The organism is Boseongicola aestuarii (assembly GCF_900184815.1).
Classification (GTDB): domain Bacteria; phylum Pseudomonadota; class Alphaproteobacteria; order Rhodobacterales; family Rhodobacteraceae; genus Boseongicola; species Boseongicola aestuarii.
In genome coordinates this window covers 25621-40807 of the sequence record NZ_FXXQ01000002.1, presented here as the reverse complement: position 1 = coordinate 40807, position 15187 = coordinate 25621, and the positions used below count along the sequence as shown (strand labels likewise).

Below are 15187 nucleotides of genomic sequence, written 5' to 3'. Positions count from 1 at the left end.
CTGTCCTTGAAAAACTGGACCCACGTCCACCGCGGAGAGACCTTGAAGAAACCTGACCAGCCTGGAAACCACCGAAAGGTGCGACCCGTCTTTTTCGATCCGACGTCGCACAGGCTGACGGTTGTCTCGGTCTTGTTCTTCGCTTTCATTATCCTTGTGCTGGTCTGGGCATTTTCCTTCTCGAAATCGCTTTATGATGCAAGGCTGCCAGCCCTTCCAGGCCAGTTCGAGGTCGGCGCGCCGACCGACAAGGCTGCCGCCGATAGCATCGCGGCCCTGACACGATCAGAACCGCCCGAGGCGCCTATGGTCATTCCCGGACCGCGCATCACGCGCTTCCCCAAAGCCCCTGTCGCGTCTGCGCCGTCAGTTGAAATTCATGCGTTCTTTCCGTTCTGGTCACGCCAGGCGCTCGACATTGCGAAAGCGCGCATCGACGACATCGACGTGCTTTTGCCGGAGTTGTTCGCGATCGATCCCGAGCAAGCGGGCATCGCTGAATTGACCGCAGACCACACACGGGATCTGCGGCTTTTCATCGATTTCAATCGTGATACCAAGCGGCTGCTGCCCGTCGTCCGCTTGTCGGGACCAGACAGTAACCGTTGGAATACCTGGCTGGAGAGTGACGCGCAAAGACGTGCCGTCGCAACCTCGGCTGCCGGAATCGTGGAGCAAAACAACTTCGACGGGCTGTGCTTCGATGTGACCGGAGCACCGCAGCACCACCTCGGCAACGTCGTGGAATTCCTGACCACGGCGCGTGACGCGCTGGCCGGTATCGGCGGCGAAAGCTGTCTTGTCGCCAGTCTTTTCGATCCGCTGTGGGACAGTCCGGACGCCGCGGACCTTGCCGACCGTCTGATTGCTCTTGGTTTTCAGTTGCCCGGTCCTTTCAGCGCGCCCGGCCCCCTGGCACCTCAGGACGCTGTCGATGAGAAATTCGCCTCGCTTTTCAACCGGTTCGACGCGCAAAAAGTCGTCGTCGGACTTGGAAGTCTGGGAGTGAACTGGACAAGCGGGAACCCCATCCCTGAAGAGATCGGGTATTTCGACCTGACAACCAATGCCAGCCTGTTCGCGGCAACGGTCCGTCTGGACCCGCACAGTCTGAATACAACCACCGCCTTCACAGACGCTGAGGGCCGCCTGCACCAGATGTGGGTTCTTGATGCCGTCGCGGCGCACAATACCCTGAAGGGCCTCAAAGGGCGATCCACCGGAGGTTTCGCCTTATGGCCGCTGGGTGGCGAAGATCCGGCCATTTGGACATTGCTGGTCGATGACGCCGACGAAGGCGCTTCCAGCGCCGTTGCCGCCTACCGGGTAAATGCACCGGACTTCGTTCGTTATGAAGGCAAGGGCGCTTTGCTGTCCATTCGGATTGGTGCCCATGACGGATTGCGCAGACTGACGCTTGACCAAGGCTCGGGCCGCATCGTGGGCATGCATTATCCGGTCCTGCCGACAGCATATACTTTGACGCGACACGGCGGACAGCAAGTCGGCGGCGTTGTGCTGACATTCGATGACGGGCCGGACCCGAAATACACGCCTGAAATCCTCGACATCCTCGATGTCCACGACACGCCTGCGGTGTTCTTCCTGATCGGCTCGAAAGTCCTCGAATACCCCGAAATTGCACGACGTATCGTGGCCGAAGGTCATGAGATCGGCGCTCACACCTACAGCCACCCGAATCTGGCCGATATCGGCGCGCTCCGCCTCAGGATGGAAATGCACGCCACGCAGCAATTGCTGGCCGAAGTTACCGGCACAAACACGCTTTTGTTTCGCGCGCCCTACGGGCTGGACGAAGATCCCAAGACCATCGGGGAAGCCAATGCCCTTCGCACAATCCTTTCGGGAGGGTATGTTGTCGTCGGAATAGAACATGACTCGTTTGACTGGTCGCGAAGGGGCGTGGCGAATATCACCGACGCGCTGGTAGGGTCGTTCTTGGCCAAAGGCGGCGGAGTTGCGCTGTTGCACGATGGAGGCGGTGACCGATCACAGACGGTGCGCGCCCTTCCGGACGTCATTGCCGCCACCCGGCAACAGGGGTTCGAGTTCGTGTCGCTGGCAAGCCTTTACCCGGCGCTGGAGCAACTGGTCATTGTGTCGCCTCAAGCAGAAACCGATCCGCTCCGTCATTTCTCATTTGCCGGCATTCGCGCGTTCCAGACCGCACTGACCACAATTTTCTTCGTGACGATCCTTGCGGGGGTCTTCCGTTCGACACTGATCGTCCTTTTGGCGTTGCGCCAGCACCGGCACCTTCGGTCCCCATCCGACTATCGCCCTGCCGTCACCGTCGCCATTCCCGCTTATTGCGAAGAGCCGGTGATTGTGCGGACAATCAGCGCCGTTCTGGCATCGGATTACCCGATCGAAGAAGTGATCGTGGTCGACGATGGCTCGCTTGACGGTACTGCCGATGCGGTCAGGCAGGCTTTTGGGCCTGACGACCGGGTGCGGTTGGTGGTGCAGGAAAACCGCGGCAAAGCTGAGGCCCTGAACCACATCCACGCGCTTGCTACCACTCCCATCATCGTAGCAGTCGATGCGGACACGATCCTCGCACCCGACGCCATACGTTTTCTTGTCAGTCACTTTGCGGACCCGAAAGTCGGCGCTGTCGCGGGCAACGTGAAGGTCGGCAATCGACGCAATCTTCTGACCTTGTTGCAGGCAATCGAGTACATCACCGCGCAGAACCTCGATCGTCGCGCCTATGAGACTCTGAACGGGATCATGGTTGTTCCCGGCGCCATCGGCGCTTGGCGCGCGGAAGCGGTCGATGCTGCGGCGGGATATTCGTCGGAAACCCTGGTCGAGGACGCGGATCTGACGATCAGCATCATTCGTGCCGGGTATCAGGTAAACTACGAACCGAATGCAAAGGCCTTTACCGAAGCACCCGAAACGATCCGCCAGTTCATCCGCCAGCGCATTCGCTGGACCTTTGGAATGCTGCAAGCCGCGTGGAAACACAAGACTGCTATCCGCGAGCGCTGGGCGGTGGGGCTTGTCGCAATTCCCGATATGCTCGTATTCGGCATTCTGTTTTCACTGTTTGCTCCACTTGCCGATATCGTCCTGATCGTGAACCTGGCCCAGATCCTCTCGGGCCTTATGTCCGCAGGCGAAAATGGTGTTTCGCCGCTTTCCATGTCGATCGTGGTTGGCTATTTGGCCTACCTTTTTTCGGACATGCTGCTTGCCGCAATCGCCATGTCCCTTGAACGCGACGAAGACAGGCGGATACTGCCCGCCGTTCTGACCCAGCGGTTTTTCTATCGTCAGATATTCTGGTTCGTCGTGCTCTGGTCGGTTGCGCGTGCGCTGACAGGGCGTTTCGGAGGGTGGCGCAAAGTCACCCGCACTGCCACGGTTAGCCCCGAGGAAGCGCTGTCAATGCCGCGCAGCAAGCGCCGGATTGTCGAGGACATCCGCAACGGTAGAGAAAGCTCATCGCCCAGCCTGGAGTGAGAGCGCGAATTGCGCAGTCCCTAGACCTGCATGAGGCGCGTCTATCTCGGGCGCGTCAGCGGCAGACCTGAAAATTCACCTGGCCCGAGCCGGAACCAAACCGCTGCATGGTGTATTTTTCAATGTCGATGAGGTAACCGTCACCACCAAGGTTGTTGGTGCAGCAACCGTTGCAGTCCGAGTCGGAGCACAAGTCGAGCACCTTGACGAAGATCTCCCGGCTCCCTTTGCGAAGCCGCAAAGTCTTGCCGCCGTATTCACGCCAATGCTTCTGATGGACCGCAGCGATATTGTTGCGGGCAACCCACGTCTCGGATTTCTTGCCGTTCACGCCATAAAACTGTCCGGCCCATTTGCAGCCGTTATACTTTACGCACTCGACGCCGCCGGGGTCCGGATAACTCTCGTAGTTGGTCAATGCCGCACTTCGCCATTCTCCCTTGCAAGTCACCTGCGCCGCGGCGGCGGACGCGAAAAACAACAATACCAGGATCAAGATCGGCTTTGCCGCATTTCCTATGGTCATGGTTCTCTCCTCATCGTCTCAATGCGGGCCATCTGGTCATTTCCCGCTGAATCGCCGCGGTGCGCTCAGGGCGACGTGCGGCCTTCGTGTGCTGTTTCCATGGACTGCGTTTGGACCAAGCGCAGTCGACATGCGGGCGGCCAAAGCAACAACGGCCGCAGATAAACCAACTCTAAATTCCAGGAACTGCGTTTTCGATCTGTCCCGGTCATCGTCTCCTTTTTCGCGCACGGCACATTCGACAACAAAACCGGAGCCGCGCCGCCCATTTCTTTAAGATCGAAAGCGTTCGATATTATGTTCACATTATGATTTCCATATGAATTGAGATTTTTGGCGGATTCCCGCTCGCGGAGTTGCCAGACAGACGGGCACGCCGAAAACCCGATCCTCCTGCAACCGGTACCGGAGGAACAAGGAGGCCCCGGTATGGCGGGGTGCGGCTTGCAGAAAGCGCCAGGTCAGGCGCTTCAAAATCTGTCGTAGGTCCGTATAAATGGAAAAAAACGTGCCCCATTTCTTAAGGCGTTCCGGAAAGATCGAATGAGCACACCGAAAATGGCAGCGGGATTTGCCGCGGCACTTGCCGAATTTGCCGTCGAAAGGGGGGCGGATCGCGCCTACTTGTTGCAGGCAAGTGGCTTGAGCGAGGCTGATCTGAGCGATCAGGACAACCGTATCCCCGTTTCATCCTATCAGGCGTTGATTGCCGCCGGGATCAAGGAAACCGGCGACACCGCTCTCTTGCTGCGCCACACCTTCGAGTCCGAGTTGCAGATGATCTCGGTCGTCGGTCAGATCGTGCACACCTCGGCGTCGCTTGCGCATTCGATCGAACAACTCAACCGCTACATCCGCCTGATGACAGATGTCAGTCCCGGCAGTGCAGGGGACCGCTATGAGCTTTTGCAGACACCCGCGGGTTTATGGATCGTCGATCACCTGATCGCGCCGGCCACGGAATATCTTGGCACAGAAGCCTCGTTTGCGCGGTTTATCAGCGAATTTCGCAGGTCTTTCCCGGATGTCACCTTTGCGATCGAGATGGAGGTCACGTACGCCGCGCCACCGCATGTGGCTGAATATCCCGACCTGTTCCGTATTCCGGTGCGCTTTGAGGCACCGCGCAACGCGCTGCGCATCGACCCGGTCTGGGTGTCGGAAAGTTCCGATTTCGAACCAGGGCACGCCTATGCTTTTGGAGTGTTCACCCGACATGCAGACGCGCTGCTGAAGGATCTCGAAGCCGATACAACCGCGCGGGGTCTTGTGGAGGCGCAGATACTTCCGCGACTGCACGAGGGCAGTATATCGATGGATGGCGTGGCACGGGACGTGGGAATGAGCCGCCAGACGCTCTATCGTCGCCTCAAGGAGGAAGGCCTCACTTTTGGCGAGGTTCATGATGATCTGCGCAAGCGAATGGCGCTGGATTACCTCGAGGCGCAGAAAGTGACGGTGAACGAAACCGCCTATCTCCTCGGGTTCTCCGAAGCCTCGTCATTCGTGCGGGCCTTCAAGCGGTGGACCGGTCACAGCCCGACGGCCTATCTCAGCAAGGTCGCCTGAGGCGCAATCTGTTACGAAGTGTCAATTCAGTGGTACGAGCGGTCATGCATGGACGCGCCGAGTTTGCCTATCTCCTCTTTCATCAGATTGACGAGAAAGCTCAGACCATGAAAACAGAAACGATCATCGCCATTGCAAGCGCCGGGCTTCTGGCTGCCTGCGCCGATACTGGCGCGTCTTACACACCCATTCTGGATGGCGCGCCAACGGCAGAGTTCCAAAGCGATCTCTCCGCCTGCCAGTTGCTGGCGCGCGCGCAGGACCAGTTCGATCACGAAACGATCGCGGCCACCGTGATGGGAGCCGGCGCGGGTGCGCTTCTGGGAGAGGCTGACAGCGGTGACGCCCTTGGTGGGGCTGTCGCAGGCGCTTTGGTGGGCGGAGTTGCAAGCGCCGTCGATGTATCCGAGCGTCGAAAGTCGATCGTGATCGAATGTCTGCGCGGCCGTGGCCACGCGGTTGTCGGATAGACCCCGGGCAAAAAGGAAAGACCATAACATGAGCCAGATCATCCGTTGCCGCTCCCAGCGTTTTGCCGCACTCCATGCGCTTTTGACCGGGCAGTTCGCACAAGTCGAAAAGCACGCCATCGCGCGGTCCAGCAACTCGGGACGTGACGCCGGACTTGTTGACGCGCAGGCGTTTACCACGACGAACGGTGTTTTCCCCACATTGGGGGACGGGCAATCTCGGGGCTGACCCGTTACCGTTCCAAGACAGGAGACGAGATATGACGCCCTTCATCGCAGCCTGCATCTATGCCGTTTCTGCGGCCATGCCGATCGCGATGCAAATCGCGCTTGCCCTTGGCGCCCCTTTGGGCCGCTTCGCCAACGGCGGACGGTTTCCCGGCGCCTTGCCACCCCTGTGGAGGGGGTTGGCCGTCGTGCAGGGAGCCATTCTGGTTGCGATGATCTGGAGCGTTCTGGCCCGTGGCGGTGTCATCGCGGCACAGGTGGCACCGGCGCTTTTTTGGGCCACGGTCGGGATTTCCGTCCTGACGATGATCGCAAACGCTATCAGCCCGTCGCGTCCCGAACGACTGCTCTGGACTCCGGTAACCGGCGTCATGGTTGCTGCCGCCCTCTGCGTTGCGTTTCTTTGATCCCAGGAGTCCAGACCATGAAAACCGTCCTCATCGCAGGCGCGACCGGGTATCTTGGCCGCTTTCTGTGTGAAGAATATCAACGCCGCGGGTGGTATGTGACGGCCGTTGTACGGAATGCCGCGCGCGCCAGATCATTGTGCGCTGATCAACTGATCGAAGCACAAGCCACCGAGCCGAAGTCCCTGGTGGGCATCATGGAAGGTATTGATCTTGTGATTTCTGCGCTTGGGATCACGCGACAGGTCGATGGGCTGGGGTATTGGGATGTGGATTATCAAGCCAATCTGAACCTGTTGCGGGAAGCCGAAAAGGCTCAGGTGACACGCTTTGCATATGTTCATGTCCTCAAAGGCGACAAGTTGCACAACGTGCCCATGGTCGCAGCCAAGGCGGCCTTCGTTGACAAGCTGCTCGAAAGTCCGCTGGAGGCGACCTTGATCGCACCGTCGGGGTATTTTTCGGATATGGGCGATATTCTCTCGATGGCGAAAGCCGGGCGGGTTTGGCTTTTCGGGGATGGAACGCAGCGGATCAACCCGATCCACGGAGCGGATCTGGCGGCGGCGACGGCCGATGCGATTGAGCAGGAAAAAACCTGGCTTGATGTCGGTGGCCCCGAGGTTTTCAGTTTGCGCGAGGTTGCAGAACTGGCCTTTGCCTGCAGTGCGATGCCAATCCGCATAACATACCTGCCGGATGCGCTGCGCCGGGCCGCGCTTTGCCTGCTGCCGCTGCTGACGCCGCGACGGATCTACGGACCGGCCCAGTTCTTCTTGTCGGCAATGGCGCTCGATATGGTGGGAGAGTGCCACGGCACGCACCGCCTCAAGGATCACTTCAAGGGCATCGCTATTTCATCCAACACAACCGAGACGCTGCTCCGGTTTCCCAACGAAGGAAAAAAAATCATGACTTTACAATCCACTGGCGGTCTTGCCGCGCTGGTCTGTGCCGGCACGTATATTTTCGGGTTCACTCTGCTCGTCACGGTTCTGGCCGGGTTGGGTTATGGCACGAGCGACATTGATGTCGTGGCTGTCGTGGAGTTCATCCGCACCGATCAAGGAGTGATGATCGCATGGAACACAGGAATTTACATCATCAACGCGCTGACATTGTTGGTCTTGGTCGTTGCCTTGAGCGTTCGTCTGAAGGGCGCCTCGCCGGACTGGGCGCCTGTGACGCTGGGTTTTGGCGTGATCTGGTCGACACTGGTGCTGGGCGTCGGGATGCTCGCGAATGTCGCGGTCGAGCGGGTCGCCACCCTGGCCGAAACCGATCCCGAGCGCGCCCTGCAGGTCTGGGAAATGCTCCATGCTGTCGAACTTGGACTGGGGGGTGGCAATGAGATTGCCGGTGGAGTCTGGATTCTCACTGTCAGCCTTGCGGCATGGTCTGGACGGTCTCTGGGCAAGGTGACCATCGGATTGGGCGTGCTTACCGGCGCGTCAGGATTGGCGACCATTTTACCGGCACTGGGGGATGTGACAGGTGCGGTTTTCGGCCTTGGTGGCATCGCATGGTTCATTGCCGTCGGCGTCAATCTGTTGTGGGCGAGACCTGTTTCACAAAGCTGAGCGAAGTCGCGCATCGCGGCTATCAAGGGGCCTGCGGACCATGAGGTCAGAGAACCGGGTGGCGCACCGGAGGACCACCCCCCGCGCCACCCGGTCCTTTCAAGCCAACGCTGAGAGGGGCGTCCACCTGCAAACCGGATCACATTTGCTGGCTTTGTGTCTGCGTGATCCAGAGCAGCCCGAACATCAACAGCGCCGCTGAAAGCGCAGAAGCCGCCGTGCGGACCGAGTTCCAGAACGTCCAGCGCGGGACGTATGTCTGAAGCCAGTAATCGCGGGTTCCATCCGAGCCGAGTTCCATACCCGCCAGGGCTTCGTTCATCGGAACGTTGAAAAAGACCGTGACGCCGAAACAGCCGATGAAATAGACGAGACCGGCGGTCGCTATCAGTTTGCCCGGATTGCCGCCTACGAAGTAGCCGCCGTAGATCGCGATGATCAACGAAAGGGCTGCCATACCCAGAAAGAGGGCCATGAACACCCAGCGGAATACCTCGCGATTGATGACCTGCATGGCTTCCACCCCGCCGTCGCCGCCGGTGTGGGCTAGTGAGCGCATGATGAAATCCGAAAAGGCCAGGAAGACGCCCGCGACCAGCGCATAGGCGAGAATAGAGAACTGTAGGAAGAAAAAGACAGGGGTCGACATAAGAGTATCCTTTTTGAAGAGGACGACATGCGCGCGCATCCGGTAGCCCGAACGCGCGCGCTTTGCAGTCAGTGCATGATTGAGTGGATGACAATGGTTTCGCAGTGGCTATCGGCCCAAAGATCGACAACGGACAGCTTGTCTTGCCACCGGTCGATGATCTGATCGGCGCATGCGTCGCGCACCTCCTCCATCGTCATCCGATAGGCGAGGTTGCCGTGCTGGAATTCGGTAAGCTCCATGTTGGCCATGAAGCGGTCCATGAAGCCGGGCCAAAGCATGCCCACCGTATCCCGGACGTCGAAGGCATAATCCCGAGCAATTTCAACGTCTGCGCGATTGCCAAGGATCGAGACATGCCCCGATAGGAGATGCTCGAAGTCATAGGACAACAAGGTCTCGAAATTCTGCATGTATCCATCAAGGTTGCTAGTCGCGCCGAAGTTCATGAACGGAGCTTCGCCGGGCGTGATCGTGTCCACAGCCATGAGGAATTGATGATCCGGCAGGTAGATCATCACGTCCGTATCCGTCGAATGGAAATTGGCGGTCTGCAATTCGATCGGCACATCCCCGATGGTCAGGGACAATTCTTCCTCGAACACGTCCGTCGGCATCAGAACGCCGCGCAGCGGATTGGTCGCCAGGCTTTCGGCGATGGCTTGCGCCCCGATCACGGTCAATCCCTCGATGTCTGCAAAGGCAAATCCGCCGCCGTTGTGGTCGGCGTGCTTGTGGCTCAGGATGAAATGCGTGATCGGCACGTTTGGTGCTGTCATTTCGATGACCGTCCGCAGGCGCTCACCCATGCTGGGCGGTGCGTCGAACACGACGACGCCCTCATCCGTCACAAGAAACGCAGACTGATAGATCATATCGGTGACGAAAAAGAGCCCGGCGTCGATCTCGCTGACATGAAGGCCGACGTTGGTGTTCACTTCTGGCACCCGCGCCCGCATCTGCGGCAGTTCGGGCGCGAAATGACGGAAACTGTCAGGGTGGTCGACTTCGGTTGAAATCGTATTGGACGGATTATGAGAATGGTCACCCGCAGCCATAGCCGGTTGGAATTGTCCCAGAGCGGCAAGACAGGCGATGGTTGAAATGGTCGTGATAGGTCGCATCGGATATCTCCCTTGTTAAGCGATGAAGGGGGGATATCGGGTAGAGCGTGTCTTGATCTTGACCGGCGCTGCCAGCGTTTTGACAGATCCTGCCAATCAGCCGTTTGGGCCGTGTTTTCGGTAGGTCGCCGGGGTTTTCCCGGTCCAGCGTTTGAAGGCTCTACTAAAGGCGCTTTGTTCGGAGAAACCCGTCATGAAGGCAATCTCGGACAGGGAATACCTGTGATCGCGCAGCATACCGACCGCAATCTCGCGCTGCGTGTCTTCAGTCAAAGCCCGAAAACTCACCCCGTTTTCGGAAAGACGCCGATGAAACGACCGCACGCTCAGTCCAAGCCCACGCGCAACGTCATCGACCTTGGGAAACCCCTCGCTCAGTGCCCGGGCGATGGCGTTCTTGGTCTTGTCTTCCAACGTGTCCTCGTCCTTGATCTCGGCAAGCTCCTGATCAAGATGCGACACCAGAAACTGCGTGATCCCCGGGTCCCCCAGCAGATTTGGGCGCAACAGGGATTCCTTCGACAACAACATGGCGTCCATGTCCGAGCCGAAATATACCGGGCAGCCGAAAAAGGCCTCGTGATGCCGCACTGTTTGTGGCGAGGGATGCATGAAATGAACGGCGCGTGGCGCAAAAGACGAGTCCGTGACCTGTCTGCCAAGGGAGACGCCGCTGGCCAAATCCGCCTCAATCGAAAGACGCATTCCCAGTCGTCGTGCGCCTTTGCGATCCTCAATGAACAGCACACCCTGATCGGTGTCCCGGACCTCGTATTGCACGATGCTGGTCCAAAGACGGGCGTATCGCGCAACGCGGGAAAATGATCCAAGCAGGTTTGGCGCGGCCTTCCACGCAAGGCCAAGCGCGCCGTATTCGTCCGGGCGCATCGTGTCGCCGACCCTCAGCGGCAGCGAAGTGGTGGCATCCCCCATCTGCGTCGCCATCAGTTCCAGCATGTCGTAATAGACCGCCTCATCAAGCATGACCGATGGATCCCACGGACCATCGGGGTCAAGACCCACAGAGTTAAGCACATCGCGCGCGTCGATCGCCTCGCCCGCCACGGCGACCATTTTTCGTGCAAAAAGAGACGTCACCTCGCCCATGAAACCCAGTTTAATAGCCCTTTTATCGCAAACCAAGCCCTTGGGATGTCGTGCTGTTTTCGGTATGTGCGGCAACGCTAACACCATGCCTGTGCAGGGCGTGGTGCCGCGTCTGCGGAATAAACCGGCGCGGGTCAGGCTGCCTCAATCGGAAAAACACAGCTTGTTGCCATCGAGGTCCCTGACATAGGCCGAAAAACGAGGCCCCCTTTGATCCGGAAGACCTTCGCAGGTCCCGCCGATTTCAAGCGCCAAAGCGTGTAGCCGCCTGACTTCGGCCTCTGAACCAACGCAGAATCCAACCATCGTGCCATTCCCGTTAGTGGCTGGCCTTGTGTCGAACGGTATCGCGGCTGCAAAGGCGAAATCTTCGCCAAGCCAGTAGGTCATGCGCTCGGATGGAGCCACTCCGTGCAGACCCACCTGCTCAAAAAGAGCGTCATAAAACGTTCTGGCCGCGTCCATGTTGTTTGTCCCGACGACAAAGTAGTTCATTCTCATAAGGTGATCTCCTTTAAGCCGATGTTTGCCAATGAGGGTCGGTCGGCTGGTTTCTGGTGATCCTCCTGATATTGATAAATATGACATTTTATGTCCTATTTGTTTCATGGCACGGGCAAATGCGCATGATCGACTAAGAAGAATGGAACTGCTTGCAGTCCAACTCAAACAGGACACGCATTGCACCGTTCGCGATCTGGCGCGTCACTACAGCGTCAGTACACGAACAATTTCGCGCGATCTGGCTCTGATGCGGGAGCAGGGTATGCAGATCGACGCCGATCGCGGGCGGGGCGGCGGCGTACGGCTTGACCGCAACTGGGGCGTTGGCCGGGTCAATCTGGACTATTCCGAAGCCGTCGATCTGCTCATCAGCATTGCGGTCGCAGAACAGATGAATTCGCCTCTGTTTCTGGCAAACCTCGGATCGGTCAGGCGACAATTGGTGGCTTCGTTTTCGCCCGAAAAGCGCGCATCGGTAAACCGGCTGAAATCCCGCATACTGATTGGCGTGACCGCATCGACCTACGTCCAGGCAAGTGCCAAGGCACCACCGAAAAGGGTTGTGCAGGCTTTGCATCAGGCCTTTGTCGATCGTGAGGTCCTCGACGTCCGATACCAGAGAGAGGACGGCGCAACCTCCGAAAGGCAGATCGAACCACATTACCTGTTGCTGAAGTATCCCATCTGGTACGTCGTCGCCTTCGATCATCTCAGGCAGGAGCCGAGAACCTTCCGGTGTGATCGGTTGCTTGCCGCCCAAAAGACGGGAACGCGTTTCCATTTGTTGTCAAAAGAGGCCTTCCAACCGTCACTCAGCCACGATGACCTATCGGTGTGAGGCCATAACAGGACCGTCCCGCATCGAATTCACGCGCTGCTGACATCAAGGGTGGGAGGCTGTTCAGTCCAACGCGTTTTTGCGGTTTCGCACAGCGCCTTGCACTGAACGTTTCGTGGCTTCAGGCCTTCGCCTTGGGGTTGTGCCGTTCGGCCTTACAAACTGATACAATTCTCCTCGTGAAATCAGATGGTTGAGGGCGTACTATGTGACGTATCCGGCCTGATAAAGCCGATCCCACTTCAACAATATCTGGAGGAAACCATGTCTCGTCTTTGGATTTGCGCTGTGTTTTTTGCAACACCGGTTCTCGCCGACCCGGATGGTTACGGTCACATGTCGGGGTGGGGAAGCGGCGTGGGGATGATGTTCGGCCCGATCCTCTGGATTATCGTATTGGGTCTGGTGGTTGCGGGTGTGATCTTTTTTGTGCGCCGGATGGACGACAATGGGCCTCAACGAGGCAAACCCGATGCGGTTGCGGAACTTGACCTTCGCCTTGCGCGTGGCGAGATTGACGCGGACGACTACTCGGCAAGAAAGAAGCTTTTGATGGAAAACCGGTAATAACCCCGGTAAAGATCAAACGCCGGATGCTACTTCTGCAAAGGGCATAGCTGTTCAAAAGTACCGAGACGTTCAGACATGCTGACAAGACGACATTTCATATCGACCACGGGCGCGCTTTTCTCGGCGCCGTTGGCAAGTGCTGCTTGGGCTCAGGCCGAAGACCAGGGCGGCGAAGTGACACCGTTGGGCGAGGCCGGGGAGCCACCGGCAAGAAAACCGATCTCTGATCGCAGTATGTGGTCCGCATGGGATGCGCGCGTCACGCCCGCCAATTATGACCCCGCCACATCGAATCCCTGGGGTTTTCATCAAAGATTTCTTCCGCAACGTGTTGAGGCGAACGACGGATTGGTGCCGGGTGACATTCATGTCGATGCGGTGGCGCGATATCTCTACCGCATCAACCCGGATGGAACCGCGATGCGATACGGCGTCGCGATCGCCAAAGGTAACCTCTATGAACCCGGCACTTACACAATCAGGCTGAAACGGAAATGGCCGACATGGCGTCCCACGGACGAAATGATTGAGCGCGAACCCCAAGCCTTCGAGCAATTTGCCGACGGAATGGATGGCGGACCGCGAAATCCTCTGGGATCAAGAGCGTTTTATCTGTTTGTGGGCAATCGGGACACATATCTGCGTATTCACGGCACGCCTTATCCGCGATCCATCGGCGGGCGCGCAAGTTCGGGATGTGTGCGAATGGTCATGGCGCACATCATCGGCCTGTACGACCAGGTCGATGTAGGTGCGACGGCATATCTCTATTCGGCCTGAGTTCTCCGGTGTCGCGCGTGCGAAAGAACCGCGACACAAAGACATTTTATTGAGTTAGATTTCCCGCTGAACGCAAATGCGCCGTCCGCGATTACTGAGCAGGGGTAGCATGGTCGTCTCAACCGGGCCGACGTGCTGATACCAATAGCAATTGTCGTCTTCGGGCAACTCGACCGCCTGAAGGTTCTGATTTGGCGCAGCCAGTGCGATGGCTTCTTCCGGTAGCTCGCGGATAAATCCGTTATTGTCCGTTGCGCTTGCATCGCAAGCCGACAAAATCGCGCATAGTCCGAAACAGCGGAAGATATTCTTCATTGGGTGGGTTCCTGCAAAGCGATGACTGGTCTGGCGTGAAAGATAGGGCACATGGCTACCATTCTCCACCCGGCATTCGCAAATCGGCGGGTGCAAATCCTCAGCTCTGCAAGACGACCAAAAACCTCGCACCAACCGTCAATAGCGCGACAGCCAGCAAAAACCAACAAACCGAAAGCAAAGCCGCGCCCATGCCAAGCGGAACCAAAGCCGCCAGCGGCCGCAGCCGTCGCGACCGTCCGATGACCGATGCATAGAGAGGCAACGCGCTCACCAGCGTTGCATAAAGATACACCCCCGAGATGTTCTGAAAAAGTGCGGACTGCGCAAGGGTTGGCCCGACGACACGTAAGGCAGTCGTGCGACTGCCACCGAACGAGCCGAACCAATCGGCAGACAACACATAGATGACCGCGTGAAGTCCGACGAAGAGCGTCAGTCTGCCGATCAAGTCCAGAACCAGGTAGACTGAGGGATCGCGTTCTTTTGCAGACGTCCGCCGCGTAAGGGCGAATAAGAAGAACCCGACATAGTTCACCACGAAAACCACAGGAAGCCCGTTGGTCATCACCTGCCGCGCGAAACGGCGAAATGATGGTCCTCCCTCCATGAGTGCAGGGGCAAATCCGGGCGACAATGCCACGTAAAGCGCCAGAACCGGAAGCAATCCCGCAAGACTGAACACCAGAACATTCCTGAGGAACTGCACCCCGGGCATGTCGACAGAAAAAAACCGATCCAAAGAGTTTGCTCAGTCCTTTGTGTTGATCTTCATCTTGTATCACAAATGACATCGAGTCTTGAACTCAGACGCGTTTTTCGAGTGGCTGTTGGTCCCAATAAAGGTCCGCGCTTGATCGTGCATCTTCGAAACGCGTTCTGTTGCGAATGATTCAATGGGTGCGCTCCTACGTCGGGGCCGCGCTCCTAGAGCGGTCTCTGGGGGGCATTGCCGGCAAAGACCGTTAGGGGCTTATGTCGACCGTATTCACGTATTTCCGGTCGCATAGACGATTGGCAAAGCCACC

General features: G+C 58.0%; 16 protein-coding genes. 9 read left to right on the top strand and 7 right to left on the bottom strand.

Annotated features, from left to right (window positions below; all coding sequences use genetic code 11):
* Positions 1-42: 42 nt before the first annotated feature.
* Positions 43-3492, top strand: a complete 3450-nt coding sequence (locus BOA8489_RS03130; RefSeq protein WP_093972544.1) for a trifunctional glycoside hydrolase family 18/polysaccharide deacetylase/glycosyltransferase family 2 protein — start codon at positions 43-45, stop codon at positions 3490-3492.
* A gap of 55 nt (positions 3493-3547) precedes the next feature.
* Here BOA8489_RS03130 and BOA8489_RS03125 read toward each other — a convergent pair whose 3' ends face one another.
* The gene (locus BOA8489_RS03125; protein WP_093972543.1) at positions 3548-4018 is read right to left on the bottom strand and encodes a hypothetical protein; all 471 of its coding nucleotides are present in this window, start codon (positions 4016-4018) and stop codon (positions 3548-3550) included.
* Between the two features lie 543 nt (positions 4019-4561).
* On the opposite strand from BOA8489_RS03125, the gene BOA8489_RS03115 reads away from it, so the two are divergent.
* The 5 genes from BOA8489_RS03115 to BOA8489_RS20700 all read left to right on the top strand — a co-directional run bounded on the left by BOA8489_RS03115 (position 4562) and on the right by BOA8489_RS20700 (position 8272).
* Positions 4562-5587 carry an AraC family transcriptional regulator gene (locus tag BOA8489_RS03115; protein WP_093972541.1) on the top strand — a complete coding sequence of 342 codons (1026 nt, stop codon included), beginning with the start codon at positions 4562-4564 and terminating at the stop codon, positions 5585-5587.
* 107 nt (positions 5588-5694) lie between these two features.
* Entirely contained in the window at positions 5695-6057 is a 363-nt protein-coding gene (locus BOA8489_RS03110; RefSeq protein ID WP_093973014.1) for a glycine zipper family protein, read from the top strand.
* Positions 6058-6085: 28 nt separating this feature from the next.
* On the top strand, positions 6086-6286 hold the full coding sequence (locus BOA8489_RS03105) for a hypothetical protein (protein ID WP_093972540.1): 201 nt from the start codon (positions 6086-6088) through the stop codon (positions 6284-6286).
* A 31-nt stretch (positions 6287-6317) separates the two neighbouring features.
* Positions 6318-6692: a hypothetical protein gene (locus BOA8489_RS03100; protein ID WP_093972539.1), complete on the top strand. Its 375-nt coding sequence runs from the start codon at positions 6318-6320 to the stop codon at positions 6690-6692.
* 17 nt (positions 6693-6709) lie between these two features.
* A complete protein-coding gene (locus BOA8489_RS20700; protein WP_245813646.1) occupies positions 6710-8272 on the top strand; it encodes an SDR family oxidoreductase in 1563 nt (520 codons plus the stop codon).
* 139 nt (positions 8273-8411) lie between these two features.
* Here the strand turns inward: BOA8489_RS20700 and BOA8489_RS03085 are convergent, their stop codons facing one another.
* The 4 genes from BOA8489_RS03085 to BOA8489_RS03070 form a co-directional block, all read right to left on the bottom strand.
* Positions 8412-8921 carry an anthrone oxygenase family protein gene (locus BOA8489_RS03085; protein WP_093973012.1) on the bottom strand — a complete coding sequence of 170 codons (510 nt, stop codon included), beginning with the start codon at positions 8919-8921 and terminating at the stop codon, positions 8412-8414.
* A gap of 68 nt (positions 8922-8989) precedes the next feature.
* Positions 8990-10045, bottom strand: coding sequence for an MBL fold metallo-hydrolase (locus BOA8489_RS03080; RefSeq protein WP_093972538.1), 1056 nt, complete (start codon positions 10043-10045; stop codon positions 8990-8992).
* Positions 10046-10141: 96 nt separating this feature from the next.
* On the bottom strand, positions 10142-11152 hold the full coding sequence (locus BOA8489_RS03075) for an AraC family transcriptional regulator (RefSeq protein WP_093972537.1): 1011 nt from the start codon (positions 11150-11152) through the stop codon (positions 10142-10144).
* 144 nt (positions 11153-11296) lie between these two features.
* A complete protein-coding gene (locus tag BOA8489_RS03070; protein ID WP_093972536.1) occupies positions 11297-11653 on the bottom strand; it encodes a VOC family protein in 357 nt (118 codons plus the stop codon).
* Positions 11654-11795: 142 nt separating this feature from the next.
* Here BOA8489_RS03070 and BOA8489_RS03065 point away from each other — a divergent pair, with 142 nt between their 5' ends.
* The 3 genes from BOA8489_RS03065 to BOA8489_RS03055 all read left to right on the top strand — a co-directional run bounded on the left by BOA8489_RS03065 (position 11796) and on the right by BOA8489_RS03055 (position 13844).
* Positions 11796-12494: a helix-turn-helix transcriptional regulator gene (locus BOA8489_RS03065; protein WP_093972535.1), complete on the top strand. Its 699-nt coding sequence runs from the start codon at positions 11796-11798 to the stop codon at positions 12492-12494.
* A gap of 264 nt (positions 12495-12758) precedes the next feature.
* Positions 12759-13061: an SHOCT domain-containing protein gene (locus BOA8489_RS03060; protein ID WP_093973011.1), complete on the top strand. Its 303-nt coding sequence runs from the start codon at positions 12759-12761 to the stop codon at positions 13059-13061.
* A 78-nt stretch (positions 13062-13139) separates the two neighbouring features.
* Positions 13140-13844 carry a L,D-transpeptidase gene (locus tag BOA8489_RS03055; RefSeq protein WP_093972534.1) on the top strand — a complete coding sequence of 235 codons (705 nt, stop codon included), beginning with the start codon at positions 13140-13142 and terminating at the stop codon, positions 13842-13844.
* A gap of 54 nt (positions 13845-13898) precedes the next feature.
* On the opposite strand, the gene BOA8489_RS03050 is transcribed toward BOA8489_RS03055, so the two are convergent.
* Positions 13899-14159, bottom strand: coding sequence for a hypothetical protein (locus BOA8489_RS03050; protein ID WP_093972533.1), 261 nt, complete (start codon positions 14157-14159; stop codon positions 13899-13901).
* Between the two features lie 100 nt (positions 14160-14259).
* A complete protein-coding gene (locus BOA8489_RS03045; RefSeq protein ID WP_093972532.1) occupies positions 14260-14901 on the bottom strand; it encodes a hypothetical protein in 642 nt (213 codons plus the stop codon).
* Positions 14902-15187 lie beyond the last annotated feature (286 nt).

Bases quoted from the DNA above. Each gene is read 5' to 3' on its own strand.
- BOA8489_RS03125 (WP_093972543.1), bottom strand. From the start codon at position 4,018: ATGACCATAGGAAATGCGGCAAAGCCGATCTTGATCCTGGTATTGTTG.
- BOA8489_RS03115 (WP_093972541.1), top strand. From the start codon at position 4,562: ATGAGCACACCGAAAATGGCAGCGGGATTTGCCGCGGCACTTGCCGAA.
- BOA8489_RS03110 (WP_093973014.1), top strand. From the start codon at position 5,695: ATGAAAACAGAAACGATCATCGCCATTGCAAGCGCCGGGCTTCTGGCT.
- BOA8489_RS03105 (WP_093972540.1), top strand. From the start codon at position 6,086: ATGAGCCAGATCATCCGTTGCCGCTCCCAGCGTTTTGCCGCACTCCAT.
- BOA8489_RS03100 (WP_093972539.1), top strand. From the start codon at position 6,318: ATGACGCCCTTCATCGCAGCCTGCATCTATGCCGTTTCTGCGGCCATG.
- BOA8489_RS20700 (WP_245813646.1), top strand. From the start codon at position 6,710: ATGAAAACCGTCCTCATCGCAGGCGCGACCGGGTATCTTGGCCGCTTT.
- BOA8489_RS03085 (WP_093973012.1), bottom strand. From the start codon at position 8,921: ATGTCGACCCCTGTCTTTTTCTTCCTACAGTTCTCTATTCTCGCCTAT.
- BOA8489_RS03080 (WP_093972538.1), bottom strand. From the start codon at position 10,045: ATGCGACCTATCACGACCATTTCAACCATCGCCTGTCTTGCCGCTCTG.
- BOA8489_RS03075 (WP_093972537.1), bottom strand. From the start codon at position 11,152: ATGGGCGAGGTGACGTCTCTTTTTGCACGAAAAATGGTCGCCGTGGCG.
- BOA8489_RS03070 (WP_093972536.1), bottom strand. From the start codon at position 11,653: ATGAGAATGAACTACTTTGTCGTCGGGACAAACAACATGGACGCGGCC.
- BOA8489_RS03065 (WP_093972535.1), top strand. From the start codon at position 11,796: ATGGAACTGCTTGCAGTCCAACTCAAACAGGACACGCATTGCACCGTT.
- BOA8489_RS03060 (WP_093973011.1), top strand. From the start codon at position 12,759: ATGTCTCGTCTTTGGATTTGCGCTGTGTTTTTTGCAACACCGGTTCTC.
- BOA8489_RS03055 (WP_093972534.1), top strand. From the start codon at position 13,140: ATGCTGACAAGACGACATTTCATATCGACCACGGGCGCGCTTTTCTCG.
- BOA8489_RS03050 (WP_093972533.1), bottom strand. From the start codon at position 14,159: ATGAAGAATATCTTCCGCTGTTTCGGACTATGCGCGATTTTGTCGGCT.